This is a genomic window from Enterobacter sp. PL1, assembly GCF_945957325.1.
In the GTDB taxonomy this organism is placed as follows: domain Bacteria; phylum Pseudomonadota; class Gammaproteobacteria; order Enterobacterales; family Enterobacteriaceae; genus Enterobacter; species Enterobacter roggenkampii.
This window is the reverse complement of the sequence record NZ_CAMFKT010000004.1, coordinates 139,705-156,588: the sequence shown is the minus strand read 5'-3', so window position 1 is coordinate 156,588 and position 16,884 is coordinate 139,705. Positions and strand designations below refer to the sequence as shown.

Genomic DNA, 16,884 nt, shown 5'->3' with positions numbered 1-16,884 from the left:
TGGCTGCCATACGGTTTAAGCAAGACAAAGAGAGACAAGATGACGCCAACCATAGACCTGCTCCTTTCCCATCGTTCCATTCGCCACTTCACCGATGAGCCGATTACCGATGCGCAGCGCGAAGCGATTATTAACAGCGCAAGGGCGACCTCCAGCTCCAGCTTCCTGCAGTGCAGCTCCATTATCCGCATTACCGACCCGGCGATGCGTGAACAGCTGGTGACGCTGACCGGCGGGCAGAAGCATGTGGCTCAGGCAGCCGAGTTCTGGGTATTCTGCGCCGACTTTAACCGCCACCTGCAGATCTGCCCTGAGGCCGAGCTGGGCCTGGCCGAACAGCTGCTGCTGGGCGTGGTGGATACCGCGCTGATGGCGCAAAACGCCTTTACGGCGGCGGAGTCGCTGGGGTTAGGCGGTGTCTATATCGGCGGGCTGCGTAATAACATTCAAAGCGTGACCGACCTGCTGAAGCTGCCAAAACACGTGCTGCCGCTGTTTGGCCTGTGCCTCGGCTGGCCGGCGGACAACCCGGATCTGAAGCCGCGCATTCCTGCTGCGATGCTGGTGCATGAAAACCATTACCAGCCGGTCGATCAGGACGTCCTGAATCACTACGACGAAGAGCTGGCGAACTACTACATGACGCGCGGCAGCAATAACCGTCGCGACACCTGGACGGACCATATTCGCCGCACCATCATTAAAGAAAATCGCCCGTTTATTCTTGATTACCTGCACAAACAGGGCTGGGCGACGCGATAGTCCATTTATCCTGCGCCTGCCTGCGTATATGATACGCAGGCTTTTTCCATGTCTTCAGAGAGGTGCAGGGTGAAAATTGCCATATTGTCCCGGGATGGAACGCTCTATTCATGTAAGCGCCTGCGAGAAGCGGCGGCGAAACGCGGGCATCAGGTTGAAATCCTCGACCCGATGTCCTGCTATATGAACATCGATCCGGCCGCCTCGTCGATTCACTACAAAGGCCGCAAGCTGCCGCACTTTGATGCGGTGATCCCCCGCATCGGCTCCCAGATTACCTATTACGGCACCGCCGCGCTGCGCCAGTTCGAGATGCTGGGCAGCTACCCGCTCAACGAATCCGTCGCCATTTCCCGCGCCCGCGACAAGCTGCGCTCGCTGCAGCTTCTTGCCCGTCAGGGGATCGATCTTCCCGTCACCGGGATTGCCCATTCCCCGGACGACACCAGCGATCTGATCGACATGGTGGGCGGCGCGCCTTTGGTGATCAAGCTGGTGGAAGGCACGCAGGGCATTGGCGTGGTGCTGGCGGAGACCCGTCAGGCGGCGGAGAGCGTGATTGATGCCTTCCGGGGCCTCAATGCCCACATTCTGGTGCAGGAGTATATCGAAGAGGCGAAAGGGCGCGATATTCGCTGTTTTGTGGTGGGTAACGAGGTCGTAGCGGCTATCGAGCGGCAGGCCAAAGAGGGCGATTTCCGCTCTAACCTTCACCGCGGCGGCATTGCCAGAATCGCCGATATCAGCGATCGCGAACGGGAAATTGCCGTGAAAGCGGCGCAAACCCTGGGGCTGGACGTGGCGGGTGTAGACCTGCTGCGCGCGACGCGCGGGCCGCTGGTCATGGAGGTGAACGCCTCGCCGGGGCTGGAAGGTGTGGAAAAAACCACAGGGGTCGATATTGCGGGTAAAATGATCTTATGGATCGAGCGTCATGCGACGCCGGGCTACTGTCTGAAAACGGGTGGTTAAATGGATTACCGCGCGCTTTTTAAGTACCCTATGCGAAGTTTTTATTAAAGAGGCTGCATCGCGATGGATTTACAGGTCGTACCTACACTGGATACGTTACGTCAATGGCTTGATGATGCCGGAATTACGTTCTTCGAATGTGATTCCTGCCAGGCGCTGCATCTGCCTCATATGCAGAATTTCGACGGCATTTTCGATGCCAAAATCGATCTGATTAACGACGTGATCCTTTTCTCCGCGCTGGCCGAAGTGAAGCCCTCCGCGCTGCTGGCGCTGGCTTCCGACCTGTCGGCAATCAATGCCAGTTCTTTGACGGTGAAGGCATTTCTCGACATACAGGATGATAATCTGCCAAAACTGGTCGTTTGCCAGTCTTTATTCTCCGGGGCAGGGCTGTCGTTCAAGCAGTTCGCCTGGTTTATGCGCTTGAGCGAAGAGCAAATTTCCATGGTTATGATGGAAGCCAATGCACACCATCTGCTGTATAGCGCGGAAGATGATGCAGAGAATAATGATGCATCTCCCAATTTTCTTCACTAAGCCTGTCTGACTTTTGCGCAGTCGCTGCCATAGCGGCTGCAGAAGGCCATTTTTTCTGCTGCTTTTAACCTTTGTTTAAAGAATTATTCACCTCCCTGAAGGCCGTTTCGGCTTATCACGTAGACTTAACCTGCATAAAAAATTGATAAAAGGCGTTTTTTCGTCTGGGCTATAGCCGGGGACACGGGCTACAGTTATTCTTGCGATGCTTAAAAAAGCGAGCGGAAGCTGCCGGGTAAAGAGGTTTCTTTTTATTTTGAGCAGAGCGACAAACTATGCATGATTTTTGCATATATCCTGATTGCACAGTTTTAGTTCGTTTGTTAACGAGCTTTCAGAAGGAATAACACTATGATCGCCTTGAATAAAAAATGGTTATCGGGTCTGGTTGCGGGTGCTCTGATGGCCGTCTCTGCCGGCACGCTCGCTGCGGAACAAAAAACGCTGCACGTTTATAACTGGTCTGACTATATTGCGCCGGACACGGTGGCAAATTTTGAAAAAGAGACCGGCATTAAGGTGGTTTACGACGTTTTCGATTCCAACGAAGTGCTGGAAGGAAAGCTGATGGCGGGCAGCACCGGGTTTGACCTCGTGGTGCCTTCCGCAAGCTTCCTGGAGCGCCAGCTGACGGCAGGCGTCTTCCAGCCGCTGGATAAGAGCAAATTACCGAACTGGAAAAATCTCGATCCGGAAGTGCTGAAGCTGGTGGCTAAGCACGACCCGGACAACAAATACGCGATGCCTTACCTGTGGGCGACCACCGGTATCGGCTACAACGTGGATAAAGTCAAAGCCGCGCTGGGCCCTGACGTGAAGCTGGACAGCTGGGACGTGGTGCTGAAGCCGGAAAACCTTGAGAAGCTGAAAAGCTGCGGCGTCTCCTTCCTCGATGCCCCGGAAGAGATTTTCGCGACCGTGCTGAACTACCTGGGCAAAGATCCGAACAGCAATAAGGCCGATGATTACACCGGCCCGGCGACCGATCTGCTGCTGAAGCTGCGTCCAAACATTCGTTACTTCCACTCGTCCCAGTACATTAACGACCTGGCGAACGGCGACATCTGCGTCGCGATCGGCTGGGCAGGGGACGTATGGCAGGCGGCAAACCGCGCGAAAGAGGCGAAAAACGGCGTGAACGTCTCCTACTTCATTCCGAAAGAGGGGGCGCTGGCCTTCTTCGACGTCTTCGCGATGCCGGCTGACGCCAAAAACAAAGACGAAGCGTATCAGTTCCTCAACTACCTGATGCGTCCTGAGGTTATCGCCCACATCAGCGACCACGTTTACTACGCGAACGGTAACAAGGCCTCCGTGCCGCTGGTGAGCGAAGAGATCCGTAATAACCCGGCTATCTATCCGCCAGCGGATGTGTTCGCCAAGCTCTTCACCCTGAAAGTCCAGGATCCAAAAATTGACCGCGTGCGTACCCGCGCGTGGACCAAGGTGAAAAGCGGTAAATAACCCTTTGTCACAGGCCGGGCAAGCGAAGCGCCCCCGGCAACAGGCGCACCGTTCTGGTGCGCCTGCACCATGATTTGATCTCTACCGGAGAACACCCCGTGAATGACGCGATCCCCCGCCCGCAGGCGAAAGTCCGTAAAGCGCTGACCCCGCTGCTTGAAATTCGTAACCTCACCAAATCTTTCGATGGCCAGCATGCCGTGGACGACGTCAGCCTGACGATCTATAAAGGCGAAATTTTTGCCCTTCTGGGGGCCTCTGGCTGTGGTAAATCGACCCTGCTGCGTATGCTGGCCGGTTTTGAACAGCCCACCGCCGGGCAGATCGTGCTCGACGGCGTGGACCTCTCCAGCGTGCCGCCGTATCAGCGCCCGATCAACATGATGTTCCAGTCCTACGCGCTGTTCCCGCATATGACGGTGGAGCAGAACATCGCCTTTGGCCTGAAGCAGGATAAGCTGCCGAAGGCTGAAATTACCGCGCGCGTGGCCGAGATGCTGAGCCTGGTGCACATGCAGGAGTTCGCCAAGCGTAAGCCGCACCAGCTCTCCGGCGGCCAGCGCCAGCGCGTGGCCCTGGCCCGCAGCCTGGCAAAACGCCCGAAACTGCTGCTGCTTGATGAGCCGATGGGCGCGCTGGATAAAAAGCTGCGCGACCGTATGCAGCTTGAAGTGGTCGATATCCTCGAGCGCGTGGGCGTGACCTGCGTGATGGTCACCCACGACCAGGAAGAGGCCATGACCATGGCCGGACGTATCGCCATCATGAACCGCGGGAAGTTCGTTCAGATTGGCGAGCCGGAAGAGATTTATGAGCATCCGACCACCCGCTACAGCGCGGAGTTCATCGGCTCGGTTAACGTCTTCGAGGGGCTGCTGAAAGATCGTCAGGAAGACGGTCTGGTCATCGAATCGCCGGGGCTGCAGCATCCGCTTAAGGTCGATCCGGATAACTCGGTGGTGGATAACGTGCCGGTTTACGTCGCGCTGCGTCCGGAGAAGATCATGCTCTGTGAGGATCCGCCTGCCGATGGCTATAACTTTGCCGTGGGCGAAGTGGTGCACATTGCCTATCTGGGCGATCTCTCCATCTACCACGTGCGCCTGAAAAGCGGGCAGATGCTCAGCGCACAGTTACAAAACGAACATCGCTACCGCAAGGGGCAGCCGACCTGGGGCGACGAAGTGCGCCTGTGTTGGGATGCAGACAGTTGCGTTGTGCTGACGGTATAAGGAGCGGCCAATGAGTACACTTGAACCTCCAGCCCGCGTCGAAAAGCCGGGCGGCTTTGCCCACTGGCTGACGCGCATGCAGATGAAGCACGGCCGCAAGCTGGTGATCGCCATGCCATACGTGTGGCTGATCCTGCTGTTCCTGCTGCCGTTCCTGATTGTTTTCAAGATAAGCCTGGCGGAAATGGCGCGGGCGATCCCGCCTTACACCAACCTGTTGGACTGGGCCGACGGGCAGCTGACGCTGACCTTAAACCTGGGTAACTTCCTGCAGCTCACCGACGACCCGCTCTATTTCGAAGCCTATCTGCAGTCGCTGCAGGTGGCGGCGATCTCGACGCTCTGCTGTCTGGTGATGGGCTATCCGCTGGCGTGGGCGGTGGCGCACAGCAAGCCGTCGACGCGAAACATCCTGCTGCTGCTGGTGATCCTGCCGTCGTGGACCTCGTTCCTGATCCGCGTTTACGCGTGGATGGGGATCCTGAAAAACAACGGCGTGCTGAACAATTTTCTGATGTGGTTAGGCGTTATCGATCAGCCGCTGACGATCCTGCACACCAACCTCGCGGTCTATATTGGCATTGTGTACGCCTATCTGCCGTTTATGGTGCTGCCGATCTACACGGCGCTGACGCGTATCGACTACTCGCTGGTGGAAGCGTCGCTCGATCTCGGTGCCCGTCCGTTAAAAACCTTCTTCAGCGTCATTGTCCCGCTGACCAAAGGCGGCATTATCGCCGGGTCGATGCTGGTCTTTATCCCGGCGGTGGGGGAGTTTGTGATCCCGGAACTGCTCGGCGGGCCAGACAGCATCATGATTGGCCGCGTGCTGTGGCAGGAGTTCTTCAATAACCGCGACTGGCCGGTGGCGTCGGCGGTGGCGATTATCATGCTGCTGCTGCTGATCGTGCCGATCATGTGGTTCCACAAGCATCAGCAGAAACAGATGGGAGATCGCGGATGAACAACTTACCGGTAGTGCGCTCCCCGTGGCGAATTGCGATCCTGGTCATCGGCTTTACCTTCCTGTATGCGCCGATGCTGATGCTGGTGATCTACTCGTTTAACAGCTCCAAACTGGTGACGGTCTGGGCCGGCTGGTCGACGCGCTGGTACAGCGAGCTGTTCCACGATGATGCGATGATGAGCGCGGTGGGGCTGAGCCTGACCATTGCGGCGCTGGCGGCGACCATGGCGTCCGTGCTGGGCACGATCGCCGCGCTGGTGATGGTGCGCTTCGGGCGTTTTCGCGGTTCGAACGGCTTCGCCTTTATGATCACCGCCCCGCTGGTTATGCCGGATGTGATCACCGGTCTCGCGCTGCTGCTGCTGTTCGTGGCCCTGGCGCACGCCATCGGCTGGCCGGCGGATCGCGGGATGCTCACCATCTGGCTGGCGCACGTCACCTTCTGTACTGCCTATGTCGCGGTGGTGATCGCCTCGCGCCTGCGCGAGCTGGATCGCTCCATTGAAGAGGCGGCGATGGATCTCGGCGCGACGCCGCTGAAGGTCTTTTTCATCATCACGCTGCCGATGATTATGCCGGCGGTGATCTCTGGCTGGCTGCTGGCGTTTACCCTGTCGCTCGACGATCTGGTGATCGCCAGCTTTGTTTCCGGCCCGGGGGCGACGACGCTGCCGATGCTGGTCTTCTCCAGCGTGCGCATGGGGGTCAACCCGGAGATCAACGCCCTGGCCTCTATCATCCTCGGCGTGGTCGGAATTGTCGGATTTATCGCCTGGTATTTGATGGCGCGCGCGGAAAAACAGCGCGTGCGCGATATCCAGCGTGCAAGACGCGGCTGAAGGATTTAAAATTTCCAGTGATGTGCCGCGCATGACGCGGCACTGTTTTTCAGGGAAGTAAAACATTGGGATTATTAAAAAAATCACGTATTACGCACGCGCGTCCTAACGTACCTGCACTGGTTCAGGTGGCGGCGCTCGCCATTATTATGATCCGCTGCCTGGACGTGCTGATGATTTTAAACACCCTGGGCGTGCGCGGCATCGGTGAATTCATTCACCGCAGCGTGCAGACGTGGAATCTGACGCTGGTCTTTTTGAGCAGCCTGGTGCTGGTGTTTATCGAGATTTACTGCGCGTTTTCGCTGGTCAAAGGGCGCAACTGGGCGCGCTGGGTCTATCTGCTGACGCAGATTACCGCGGCGAGCTATCTGTGGGCCGCCTCGCTGGGCTACGGCTACCCGGAGCTGTTCAGCATTGCCGGTGAATCCAAACGTGAGATCCTGCGCGCGCTGTTTATGCAAAAGCTGCCGGATATGCTGGTGCTCTGTCTCCTCTTCGTTCCGGCCTCCAGTCGGCGGTTCTTCCGCCTGCAATAATGTGTATAATCGCAGCCCTCGTAATTCTTAAGGTTTTGATATGCAGTGCGCACTCTATGACGCCGGACGCTGCCGCTCCTGTCAGTGGATAGAACAGCCGGTCTCTCAACAACTCACCGCCAAAATGGCCGACCTGCAACAGCTGCTGGCAGCACACGCGGTGGGCGAGTGGTGCGCACCCGTCAGCGGCCCGGAACAGGGTTTTCGCAACAAAGCCAAAATGGTGGTCAGCGGCAGCGTAGAAAAACCGCTGCTGGGAATGCTGCACCGCGACGGCACGCCGGAAGACTTAACCGACTGCCCGCTGTATCCCGACTCCTTTGCACCGGTCTTTGCCGCACTCAAGCCGTTTATTGCCCGGGCAGGGTTAACGCCCTATAACGTGGCCCGCAAGCGCGGCGAGCTGAAGTACCTTCTGCTGACCGAAAGCCAGATCGACGGCGGCATGATGCTGCGCTTCGTGCTGCGCTCTGAAACCAAGCTTGAGCAGCTGCGCGCGGCCCTGCCTTGGCTGCAGGCGCAGCTTCCGCAGCTGAAGGTCATTACGGCGAACATTCAGCCGGTGCATATGGCGATTATGGAAGGGGAGGAAGAGATTTTCTTCACCGACCAGCACGCGCTGGCGGAGCGCTTCAACGGCGTGCCGCTGTGGATCCGCCCGCAAAGCTTCTTCCAGACCAATCCGGTCGTGGCAAGCCGCCTGTACGCCACCGCCCGCGACTGGGTGCGTGTGTTGAACGTTCACCACATGTGGGATCTGTTCTGCGGCGTGGGCGGGTTTGGCCTGCACTGCGCCACGCCGGAGATGCAGCTCACCGGCATTGAGATCTCTGCCGAAGCGATTGCCTGCGCGAAGCAGTCTGCCTCTGAGCTGGGGTTAACGAATCTGCGCTTCCAGGCGCTCGACTCCACGCAGTTCGCCACCGGCCAGGGCAACGTGCCGGAACTGGTGCTGGTTAACCCGCCGCGCCGCGGCATCGGGAATGCGCTGTGCGACTACCTGAGCCAGATGGCGCCGGAATACATCATCTATTCCAGCTGCAACGCGCAGACCATGGCGAAAGACATCGCTCAACTGCCGGGCTATCGCGTTGAACGTGTTCAGCTTTTTGATATGTTCCCGCATACCGCGCATTATGAAGTGCTGACGTTGTTAACCCGTAGGCCGGGTAAGGCGTAGCCGCCACCCGGCATGACCCCCGCACAATGTTCAACAAAATGTGAACTCTTCATCCCGGCGAAATCAGGTAAGCTTACGTCATAAGACATGAATATAGGCTTACCCATGAAGCAGATCCTGCTGGTAGAAGACGACCACGATATCGCGGCGCTTCTGCGACTCAATTTAGAAGACGAAGGCTACGCCATCACCCACGAGCCCGACGGGGGCAACGCCTTACAGCGTCTTGACGCCCAGACGTGGGATGCGGTGATCCTCGACCTGATGCTGCCCAACGTTGACGGTCTGGAGATTTGCCGCCGCATCCGTCAGATGACGCGCTACCTGCCGGTGATCATCATCAGCGCCCGCAGCAGCGAAACCGACCGCATTACCGGGCTGGAAACCGGCGCCGATGACTATCTGGCAAAACCGTTCTCCGTGCAGGAGCTGATTGCGCGGATCAAAGCGCTGTTTCGTCGCCAGCAGGCGATGGGGCAGGCGCAAGCTGACGGACATATTCAGGCGCACGGGCTGACCATCGATCCGCTGGCGCGCAGCGTGCTGCTTCACGGCCAGGTGGTGGACCTCACCCCGCGCGAGTTCGAGCTGCTCTACTTCTTTGCCCGTCATCCCGGCGAGGTGTTCTCCCGCCTGGCGCTGCTGGAGCAGGTCTGGGGCTACCAGCACGAAGGCTACGAGCATACCGTCAACACCCATATCAACCGCCTGCGCATCAAGATAGAGAAGGACGCCGCCGAGCCGGAGATCATTCGCACCGTCTGGGGCAAGGGCTACAAATTTGCGGAGCCGCAGCATGATGCGTCGCTTTAGCCTGAGCCAGCGCCTGACGCTGCTCTTCATCCTGCTGATGATGCTCTGCGCCGCCGTCGCCTGCGCGGTACAGCTCTACAGCAGCATGCAGTACGGTAATGCGATGGTGCAGCGGTTATCGGGCGGGCTGGCGCAGCAGATCGTCCAGCGCGAACCGATTCTGGACGCGCAGGGCAGGGTCGACCGCAGCGCGCTGAAACCGCTGTTTGGCCGGCTGATGACCTTTAATCCGAGCGTTGAGCTCTACGTTGTCTCCCCGGACGGCGATATCCTCGCCGACGCTGCCCCGCCGGGCCATATTCAGCGGCAAAAAATCGACCTGGCGCCGGTGCAGAGTTTCCTGAGCGGCACGGCCATGCCGGTATTGGGCGACGATCCGCGCAGTCAAAATCAAAAAGTCTTTAGCGCCACGCCGCTGCGGCAGGACGGCGAGCTAAAAGGCTATCTGTACATTATTTTGCAGGGCGAGGAGTCAAACGCCCTGGCGGAAATGGCCTGGCACAAGACGCTGTGGAGTACCGTCCTGTGGTCGCTGCTGTGGGTCGCGCTGTTTGGGCTGCTGGCAGGGCTGCTGGTCTGGTACTGGGTCACGCGTCCGGTCAAACAGCTGACGGTGGAGGTCGCCGGGCTGGAGCAGGACAGCATAAGCGCCATCAGGCTGCTGGCGGGACAGACGCCGGACGCGGCGGCAAAAGATGAAGTGGCGATCCTGCGCAACAGCTTTATCGAGCTGGCGCGCAAAATCACCCAACAGTGGGATCGGCTGGCCGACAGCGATCGTCAGCGTCGTGAGTTTATCGCCAATATTTCGCACGATCTCCGCACGCCGCTCACCTCGCTGCTGGGCTATCTCGAAACCCTGTCGCTCAAATCCGCCACCCTGACGCCGCAGGAGCATCAGCAGTATCTCGCCACCGCGCTGCGTCAGGGACAAAAGGTCCGTCATCTTTCGCAGCAGCTGTTTGAGCTGGCGCGCCTTGAGCACGGCGGCATCAAACCCCAGCGCGAGCGGTTCGCAATGGCGGAGCTGATTTCCGACGTGGCGCAGAAGTTTGAGCTCACCGCCCGCACGCGCGAGGTCAATCTGCATATTGACGTGCCGGGGCCGCTGCCGATGGTAAACGCCGATGTGTCGATGATTGAACGCGTGGTGACCAACCTGCTGGATAACGCGATGCGCCATACGCCTGGCGGCGGGGAAATTCGTCTGGCGGTGTGGCAGGAGAATGAACAGCTGCAGGTCGAAGTGGCTGACAGCGGAACGGGCGTGGATGCCTCGCTGCGCGACGATCTGTTCCAGCGGCCGTCGGCGTTGAATACCCAGGCGTCGAGAGAGAATCGCGGCGGGTTAGGGCTGCTGATTGTGAAACGGATGCTGGAGCTGCACGGCGGCGGGATCAGGCTGATGGAGTCGGTGAGCGGGGCGCGGTTCAGGTTCTTTGTGCCGCTGTGAGAGAGTGCCGGGTGGCGCTGCGCTTACCCGGCCTACAACTCCCCCCGTAGGCCGGGTAAGGCGAAGCCGCCACCCGGCAAAAAAATCTTACTGCGGGAACCACTGCTCGCTGATTTTCTGATACGTCCCGTCCGCTTTAATCGCTTTCAGCGCGCCGTTCAGTTTTTCCAGCAGGGCTTTGTTATCCGGACGTACCGCGATGCCGAGGCCCGTGCCGAAGTACTGCGGATCGGTCACTTTTTCCGTTGCGGTGCCCAGCTGCGGGTTGGTTTTCAGCCATTCGTTCACCACGGCGGTATCGCCGAAGACGCCGTCGATACGGCCATTTTTCAGGTCGATAATCGCATTCTGGTAGCTGTCATAGGCCACGGTCTTCACTTCAGGATGTTTGTCCTGCAGGTATTTCTGGTGCGTGGTGCCGTTTTCCATCCCGATGCGTTTGCCTTTCAGCTCGTCGAAGGATTTGTACGCCCCTTTCTTCGCAATCACCACCGCCGAGTTGGCGTAGTACGGGTCGGTGAACGCGACCTGCTTGCTGCGCTCAGGCGTGATGTCCATCCCGGAGATCACCGCGTCGTATTTTTTGAACTTCAGCGACGGGATCAGGCTGTCAAAAGCATGGTTAGTAAAGGTGCAGTCGGCCTGCATCTGTTTGCACAGCGCTTTCGCCAGATCGATATCAAAACCGACGATCTGGTTGCTGGCATCCAGCGATTCAAACGGCGGATAGGTGGCGGAGACGCCGAAATTGATTTTATCCGCAGCGGATGCGCCAGCGGCGAAGGTGGCGAGTAATGCAGCCAGAACTAACTTTTTCATTGTAATGCTCCCGTCTGTCTTATTGATGCGCCGTGTCTGCGGCCTGGATGTACAATGCCAGTTAATGAATTTATATGCAATAAAAATGATTAAGTATTGTGTTGAGCGCGAAAAAAAGCGGATAACCCATCAGGTTACCCGCTCCATGAATACCTTTTTATGCACTTGCGTGGTTAATTCCTGCGCTCAAACGCCAGCGCTTTACGCTCAATAAGGCGCATCATCAGCGTCAGCAGACCGTTCACCACCAGATAGACCACGCCCGCCGCACCGAACACCATCACGTCATAGGTGCGTCCATAGAGCAGCTGTCCGTGACCCATCACCTCCATCAGGGTGATGGTATAGGCCAGCGAGGTACTCTTGAACACCAGCACCACTTCGTTGGAGTAGGAGGAGAGCGCGCGCTTAAAGGCGTACGGCAGCAGGATCGCCAGCGTGTCCTTCTTGCTCATGCCCAGCGCCCCGCAGGACTGCCACTGGCCTTCCGGAATGGCGCGGATCGCACCAAAGAACAGCTGGGTGGTATAGGCCGCGCTGTTCAGCGAAAGGGCAATCAGGGCACACAGCCATGGCTCAGAGAGCAGATGCCAGATAACCGGATATTCCTGCAGCGACGGGAACTGGCCCGGGCCGTAGTAAATCAGGAAGATCTGCACCAGCAGCGGCGTACCGGTAAACAGGGTGATGTACCCGCGCACAATCCACACCAGCACCGGCGTTTTCAGCGTCAGGATGATGGTGAAGATGAGCGCCAGGATCAGCGCCACGATAATGGACGCCACGGTCAGCGTCAGGCTGGTGTGCAGCCCTTTCATCAACTCGGGAAAGTATTCAAGCATCAGCCTGGTCTCCGTTCAAAGCGCGTCGCTCGCAGGTCAATACGCTTGAGGATGTACTGACTGAGCAACGTGATCACCAGGTAGATTGCCGCCGCCACAATGTACCAGGTAAACGGCTCCTGGGTACGGGTGGCGATGCTTTTGGTTTGCAGCATCAAATCGTTAACGCTTATCAGGCTCACCAGCGCGGTATCTTTCAGCAGCACCAGCCACTGGTTGCCGAGGCCCGGCAGGGCATGACGCCACATCTGCGGCATCACCAGACGGAAGAAGATGGCGGATTTCGACAACCCTAACGCCTGACCTGACTCCCACTGTCCCTGCGGCACGGCCTTCAGCGCACCGCGCAGGGTTTGCGACGCGTACGCGGAGTAGAGCAGGGAGAGCGCAATGACGCCGCACAGGAACGGGCTGACGTCGAAGTTGTCGATCTGCATCTGCACCGGGATCTGCGCAAAGCCGAGATTAATCGTGAAGCCGTCCGACAGCGTGAGCAGCAGCTGCGAGGAACCGAAATAGATGAACAGGACCACCAGAATTTCCGGTAGCCCACGCAGCACGGTGACCAGCGCGGAGCCTGTCCAGGCGACGGGGAACCATTTCGCGGATTCCCACACCGCAAAGAACATCGCCAGCACCAGGCCGATAATCAGTGCGCAAACGGCAAGGCCGACGGCCATCCCGGCGGCGCTTGCTAAAGGAAAAATTTCATTCATCAGGAATTACTTCTGGAACCATTTTTTGTAGATGGTTTCGTAGGTGCCGTCTTTCTTCACTTTTTCCAGCGCAGCGTTGAATTTCTGCTGCAGCTCAGTGTTGCCCTGACGAACGGCAATCCCCAGACCGGTACCGAAGTAATCCTTATCGGTCACTTTGTCGCCCACTGGCGCCAGCTTGTCGTTGGCTTTCAGCCACTCGGTCACGACAGCGGTATCGCCAAATACGCCGTCGATACGGCCATTCTGCAGATCCAGCTTCGCGTTCTGGTAGCTGTCATACGGCACGGTGGTGATTTCCGGATGCTTATCCATGATGAATTTCTGGTGCGTGGTACCGTTCTGCACGCCGACTTTCTTACCTTTCAGCTGATCGACAGAGGTGAATTTGCCTTTCTGACCAATGAACAGGGCAGAGTTATCGTAGTAAGGGGTGGTGAACAGCACCTGCTTTTCACGCTCAGGGGTGATGTCCATACCGGCCATTACGGCGTCGATACGGCGGAACTTCAGGCTTGGGATCAGGCTGTCGAACGCCTGGTTGCTGAAGGTGCAGGTCGCATCGATCTCTTTACACAGGGCGTTAGCCAGGTCCACGTCGAAGCCAACAATTTTGTTGTTCGCATCGATGGACTCAAACGGAGGGTAAGAGGCTTCCGTGGCGAAACGAATGGTCTGAGCTGCGGTAGCGGAAAGGGTAACGCCAGCAAGCAGCACGGCAAGTAATACTTTTTTCATTATATTTCCCCTGACACAATCAATGAGATAAATAGTTTTTGAAGGCATCGGTTTGCGGGTTAGCGAAGCAGCTCGCATCACCTTGCTCAACGATATACCCGTTTTCCATGTACACCACACGGCTGGCGGTTTTACGCGCCACTTCCACTTCGTGGGTAACGATAACCTGCGTAATGTTGGTTTCCGCCAGCTCGCGAATAATGCTGACGATCTGAGCGGTGATTTCCGGGTCCAGCGCGGCCGTTGGTTCATCAAACAGCAGTACCGCAGGCTCCATCATCAGCGCACGGGCAATGGCCACGCGCTGCTGCTGACCACCGGACAGGTGCAGCGGGTAGCGGTCGCTGTAGGGCTTGAGGCGCAGACGCTCCAGCAGCTTTTCGGCACGCGCGATGGCCTGATCTTTGCTTAACCCCAGCACGCGGCACGGGGCTTCAATCAGGTTTTGCAGCACCGTCAGGTGCGGCCAGAGATTGTATTGCTGGAAGACCATGCCGACGTTTTGACGCAGCTCGCGAATCGCTTTATCAGACGGCGTCTTTGCGAAATCAAAATGGTTACCGGCAATTGCCAGCGTACCTGAACGAGGCATTTCAAGCAGATTAAGGACGCGCAGAAGGGAACTTTTGCCTGCACCGCTTGGGCCAAGCAAAACCAGCGTTTCGCCTTCCGGGCAGTTCAGCGTGATGTCAAACAGCGCCTGGTGTGCGCCGTAGAAGCAGTTAATGCCGTTTAGTTTAATACTCATCGGTGCAGTCTTTACTCATCCAGGCAATCTATAGCAATTGAGGCCGCAGATAGTACCGTTGACAGAATAGTTATGCAATATTTCTGCGTTAAAAGTTAAATATAACCCGTATTTCCTCTTAAACATAGCACAAAATAGCGAAGGGCAAAGGCGGCGAGTATAAATGTCGGCATTCCGCGAGAAATGCCGGACATTTTACGGGGGTAACATTTTTATCACTGATGAATCAGCGGTTCTCAATCGACTGGCGCAGCGTGCCGGCCGGGGCATGCACGCTGCCGCCCACGTAGCGTACGTCGTCCACCGCCCAGCACTGGCCTTCACGGATCATCAGCACTTCGTCCTGCCAGGTTTGGCTGCCCTGCGTCAGCTTCACGCGCAGCGGAATATTACGGGCATCCGTGTTCGGAATGGTGGACGCGCTGGCCACTTCTGCGCTGTCCGGCAGCGTGGTGCGGCTGGAGAACGGGTCGGATTTCAGCAGCGCGTTGTGCTGCGGATCGCGGGTGGCATCGTTAAGCAGTTTTGCCAGACCATCGCTCAGATACGGGCGCAGGCCGGTGAGGTCGTTGCTGCGGTGCTGAATGCGGTAATCATAGAACTGCTGCGCCACGGTGTCCGGGCCGCCCTCAATGCAGGGGCCGCTGCGGGTACCGATATCCTTAAAGGCTGGCGTGACCGTGGTGGTACAGGCGCTGAGCACCAGCGCGCAGGGCACGAAAAGTGTTAAAGCTGAATAGCGCATGTTGATTTCCTTATTTATTAACTATCCTTTCAATCATAGCGTAACGAACCGATAATGCTGTGCCTAAGGCATTGAACGCTAAAGAAGGAGAGAAACCATGCAGTTTTCAACAACGCCAACCCTGGAAGGACAGACAATAACCGAGTACTGCGGCGTGGTCACCGGCGAAGCGATTCTCGGCGCCAATATCTTCCGTGACTTTTTTGCCGGTATCCGCGATATCGTGGGTGGCCGCTCTGGCGCATACGAAAAAGAGCTGCGCAAAGCACGCGAAATCGCCTTTAAAGAGCTCGGCGAGCAGGCGGAAGCCCTCGGCGCGGATGCGGTCGTGGGAATCGATATTGACTACGAAACGGTCGGGAAAGACGGCAGCATGCTGATGGTGAGCGTAAGCGGTACGGCGGTGAAAACCCTGCGATGAGGCGTGCGTTTGCCACGCTCCTGCTGGCGCTGCTGCTGGCAGGGTGCGTTACGGAAAAGGGGATTATCGATAAAGGTGCCTACGAGCTGGATACACGTCATCAGGCGCAGGCGGCTTACCCGCGCATCAAGGTGCTGGTGATCCACTACACCGCGGATGATTTTGACAGCTCGCTGGCCACGCTGACGGATAAAAACGTTAGCTCTCACTATTTGATCCCCGCCAACCCCCCGGCGCCGGACGGCAAGCCGCGCATCTGGCAGCTGGTTCCCGAGAGCGAGCTGGCCTGGCATGCGGGTATCAGCTTCTGGCGCGGCACCAACCGGATTAATGATACGTCCGTGGGGATTGAGCTCGAGAACCGCGGCTGGCAAACGCGTGGCGGCGTGAAAACCTTTACCCCGTTTGCGCCTGCGCAGATTGCAGCGCTGATCCCGCTTGCCAGGGACATTATTGCCCGCTATGACATTCAGCCGCAGAACGTGGTTGCCCATGCCGACATTGCCCCGCAGCGTAAAGACGATCCCGGCCCGCTGTTTCCGTGGCAGCAGCTGGCGCAGCAGGGGATAGGAGCCTGGCCCGATCCCGCGCGCGTGGCGTTCTATCTTAACGGGCGGCCGCGCTATCAGGAGGTCGAGCGCGGTGCGCTGCTTGACGTGCTGAAACGCTATGGCTACGAGGTGCCGGACAACGCCACGGAACAGCAGCAGAAGAGGGTGATCAGCGCGTTTCAGATGCACTTCCGCCCCGCGCTGTGGAACGGCGTGGCTGACGTAGAAACTCTGGCCATCGCCGAGGCGCTTTTAGAGAAGTACGGGCAAGGGTAGTCCTCAGGGCTGCCCCTGACCAGGCCGTATTACCTTAGTTTTCTTGAGATTAATCTTAAGTACATTCTCAATTCATTTTTAGTTAATTGACTTAAAAGTACCCTCATTTAAGATAGACGTATAGCTTGCTAAGTATTTATAAAAAATAACACCTGCATAGTGATTTTTATTATCACTTCTCCTTGAAGTTTTTTATCAGGATTATACGAATAGTTTCGGTGGTTCCACCGTGGCCATTTTTTATCTAAAATTTACATCTTAATTCGG

The 16,884-nt window shown here is 57.5% G+C and carries 19 protein-coding genes; 13 read left to right on the top strand and 6 right to left on the bottom strand.

Annotation, left to right across the window (positions count from 1 at the left end; genetic code table 11):
• Nucleotides 1-39: 39 nt before the first annotated feature.
• From nfsA to N6P30_RS05455, 11 genes are all read left to right on the top strand, one after another.
• Nucleotides 40-762, top strand: a complete 723-nt coding sequence (gene nfsA, locus N6P30_RS05505; RefSeq protein WP_008503442.1) for a nitroreductase NfsA — start codon at nt 40-42, stop codon at nt 760-762.
• A 69-nt stretch (nt 763-831) separates the two neighbouring features.
• The gene (rimK, locus tag N6P30_RS05500) at nt 832-1,734 is read left to right on the top strand and encodes a 30S ribosomal protein S6--L-glutamate ligase (protein ID WP_021240931.1); all 903 of its coding nucleotides are present in this window, start codon (nt 832-834) and stop codon (nt 1,732-1,734) included.
• Nucleotides 1,735-1,797: 63 nt separating this feature from the next.
• Complete coding sequence (locus N6P30_RS05495) at nt 1,798-2,274, top strand: YbjN domain-containing protein (protein WP_003858385.1); 477 nt, start codon at nt 1,798-1,800, stop codon at nt 2,272-2,274.
• A gap of 351 nt (nt 2,275-2,625) precedes the next feature.
• Entirely contained in the window at nt 2,626-3,738 is a 1,113-nt protein-coding gene (gene potF / locus N6P30_RS05490) for a spermidine/putrescine ABC transporter substrate-binding protein PotF (RefSeq protein WP_008503444.1), read from the top strand.
• Nucleotides 3,739-3,836: 98 nt separating this feature from the next.
• The gene (gene potG, locus N6P30_RS05485; RefSeq protein WP_021240929.1) at nt 3,837-4,970 is read left to right on the top strand and encodes a putrescine ABC transporter ATP-binding subunit PotG; all 1,134 of its coding nucleotides are present in this window, start codon (nt 3,837-3,839) and stop codon (nt 4,968-4,970) included.
• Between the two features lie 10 nt (nt 4,971-4,980).
• Nucleotides 4,981-5,934 (top strand): putrescine ABC transporter permease PotH, encoded by a 954-nt coding sequence (gene potH / locus N6P30_RS05480; RefSeq protein WP_008503446.1) that lies wholly within the window; start codon nt 4,981-4,983, stop codon nt 5,932-5,934.
• A complete protein-coding gene (gene potI, locus N6P30_RS05475) occupies nt 5,931-6,776 on the top strand; it encodes a putrescine ABC transporter permease PotI (protein WP_008503447.1) in 846 nt (281 codons plus the stop codon). Before potH ends, potI begins: the two co-directional genes overlap by 4 nt.
• 65 nt (nt 6,777-6,841) lie before the next feature.
• Nucleotides 6,842-7,315 carry a YbjO family protein gene (locus tag N6P30_RS05470; protein WP_021240927.1) on the top strand — a complete coding sequence of 158 codons (474 nt, stop codon included), beginning with the start codon at nt 6,842-6,844 and terminating at the stop codon, nt 7,313-7,315.
• Between the two features lie 40 nt (nt 7,316-7,355).
• Nucleotides 7,356-8,495 carry a 23S rRNA (uracil(747)-C(5))-methyltransferase RlmC gene (rlmC, locus tag N6P30_RS05465; protein ID WP_023292918.1) on the top strand — a complete coding sequence of 380 codons (1,140 nt, stop codon included), beginning with the start codon at nt 7,356-7,358 and terminating at the stop codon, nt 8,493-8,495.
• A gap of 105 nt (nt 8,496-8,600) precedes the next feature.
• Nucleotides 8,601-9,308, top strand: a complete 708-nt coding sequence (locus N6P30_RS05460; RefSeq protein WP_008503450.1) for a response regulator transcription factor — start codon at nt 8,601-8,603, stop codon at nt 9,306-9,308.
• On the top strand, nt 9,292-10,761 hold the full coding sequence (locus tag N6P30_RS05455) for an ATP-binding protein (RefSeq protein WP_023292917.1): 1,470 nt from the start codon (nt 9,292-9,294) through the stop codon (nt 10,759-10,761). Before N6P30_RS05460 ends, N6P30_RS05455 begins: the two co-directional genes overlap by 17 nt.
• 87 nt (nt 10,762-10,848) lie before the next feature.
• On the opposite strand, the gene artJ is transcribed toward N6P30_RS05455, so the two are convergent.
• From artJ to N6P30_RS05425, 6 genes are all read right to left on the bottom strand, one after another.
• Nucleotides 10,849-11,580 (bottom strand): arginine ABC transporter substrate-binding protein ArtJ, encoded by a 732-nt coding sequence (gene artJ, locus N6P30_RS05450; protein ID WP_015571008.1) that lies wholly within the window; start codon nt 11,578-11,580, stop codon nt 10,849-10,851.
• Nucleotides 11,581-11,753: 173 nt separating this feature from the next.
• Nucleotides 11,754-12,422, bottom strand: a complete 669-nt coding sequence (gene artM, locus N6P30_RS05445; RefSeq protein WP_008500034.1) for an arginine ABC transporter permease ArtM — start codon at nt 12,420-12,422, stop codon at nt 11,754-11,756.
• Entirely contained in the window at nt 12,422-13,138 is a 717-nt protein-coding gene (gene artQ, locus N6P30_RS05440; RefSeq protein WP_023292916.1) for an arginine ABC transporter permease ArtQ, read from the bottom strand. The genes artM and artQ overlap by 1 nt, the downstream gene beginning before the upstream one ends.
• A 6-nt stretch (nt 13,139-13,144) precedes the next feature.
• Complete coding sequence (gene artI, locus N6P30_RS05435; RefSeq protein ID WP_008500032.1) at nt 13,145-13,876, bottom strand: arginine ABC transporter substrate-binding protein ArtI; 732 nt, start codon at nt 13,874-13,876, stop codon at nt 13,145-13,147.
• A 19-nt stretch (nt 13,877-13,895) separates the two neighbouring features.
• Nucleotides 13,896-14,624: an arginine ABC transporter ATP-binding protein ArtP gene (gene artP / locus N6P30_RS05430; RefSeq protein ID WP_008500030.1), complete on the bottom strand. Its 729-nt coding sequence runs from the start codon at nt 14,622-14,624 to the stop codon at nt 13,896-13,898.
• A gap of 226 nt (nt 14,625-14,850) precedes the next feature.
• The gene (locus tag N6P30_RS05425) at nt 14,851-15,369 is read right to left on the bottom strand and encodes a lipoprotein (protein ID WP_023292915.1); all 519 of its coding nucleotides are present in this window, start codon (nt 15,367-15,369) and stop codon (nt 14,851-14,853) included.
• A 97-nt stretch (nt 15,370-15,466) separates the two neighbouring features.
• Here N6P30_RS05425 and N6P30_RS05420 point away from each other — a divergent pair, with 97 nt between their 5' ends.
• Nucleotides 15,467-15,790 (top strand): heavy metal-binding domain-containing protein, encoded by a 324-nt coding sequence (locus N6P30_RS05420; RefSeq protein WP_008500028.1) that lies wholly within the window; start codon nt 15,467-15,469, stop codon nt 15,788-15,790.
• Nucleotides 15,787-16,617 carry an N-acetylmuramoyl-L-alanine amidase gene (locus tag N6P30_RS05415; RefSeq protein WP_008500027.1) on the top strand — a complete coding sequence of 277 codons (831 nt, stop codon included), beginning with the start codon at nt 15,787-15,789 and terminating at the stop codon, nt 16,615-16,617. Before N6P30_RS05420 ends, N6P30_RS05415 begins: the two co-directional genes overlap by 4 nt.
• The last annotated feature ends 267 nt before the right edge of the window (nt 16,618-16,884 follow it).

Bases quoted from the DNA above. Each gene is read 5' to 3' on its own strand.
- N6P30_RS05460 (WP_008503450.1), top strand. From the start codon at position 8,601: ATGAAGCAGATCCTGCTGGTAGAAGACGACCACGATATCGCGGCGCTT.
- nfsA (WP_008503442.1), top strand. From the start codon at position 40: ATGACGCCAACCATAGACCTGCTCCTTTCCCATCGTTCCATTCGCCAC.
- potH (WP_008503446.1), top strand. From the start codon at position 4,981: ATGAGTACACTTGAACCTCCAGCCCGCGTCGAAAAGCCGGGCGGCTTT.
- artI (WP_008500032.1), bottom strand. From the start codon at position 13,876: ATGAAAAAAGTATTACTTGCCGTGCTGCTTGCTGGCGTTACCCTTTCC.
- N6P30_RS05415 (WP_008500027.1), top strand. From the start codon at position 15,787: ATGAGGCGTGCGTTTGCCACGCTCCTGCTGGCGCTGCTGCTGGCAGGG.
- N6P30_RS05495 (WP_003858385.1), top strand. From the start codon at position 1,798: ATGGATTTACAGGTCGTACCTACACTGGATACGTTACGTCAATGGCTT.
- N6P30_RS05455 (WP_023292917.1), top strand. From the start codon at position 9,292: ATGATGCGTCGCTTTAGCCTGAGCCAGCGCCTGACGCTGCTCTTCATC.
- potI (WP_008503447.1), top strand. From the start codon at position 5,931: ATGAACAACTTACCGGTAGTGCGCTCCCCGTGGCGAATTGCGATCCTG.
- potF (WP_008503444.1), top strand. From the start codon at position 2,626: ATGATCGCCTTGAATAAAAAATGGTTATCGGGTCTGGTTGCGGGTGCT.
- artM (WP_008500034.1), bottom strand. From the start codon at position 12,422: ATGCTTGAATACTTTCCCGAGTTGATGAAAGGGCTGCACACCAGCCTG.
- artP (WP_008500030.1), bottom strand. From the start codon at position 14,624: ATGAGTATTAAACTAAACGGCATTAACTGCTTCTACGGCGCACACCAG.
- N6P30_RS05420 (WP_008500028.1), top strand. From the start codon at position 15,467: ATGCAGTTTTCAACAACGCCAACCCTGGAAGGACAGACAATAACCGAG.
- N6P30_RS05425 (WP_023292915.1), bottom strand. From the start codon at position 15,369: ATGCGCTATTCAGCTTTAACACTTTTCGTGCCCTGCGCGCTGGTGCTC.
- rlmC (WP_023292918.1), top strand. From the start codon at position 7,356: ATGCAGTGCGCACTCTATGACGCCGGACGCTGCCGCTCCTGTCAGTGG.
- artQ (WP_023292916.1), bottom strand. From the start codon at position 13,138: ATGAATGAAATTTTTCCTTTAGCAAGCGCCGCCGGGATGGCCGTCGGC.
- artJ (WP_015571008.1), bottom strand. From the start codon at position 11,580: ATGAAAAAGTTAGTTCTGGCTGCATTACTCGCCACCTTCGCCGCTGGC.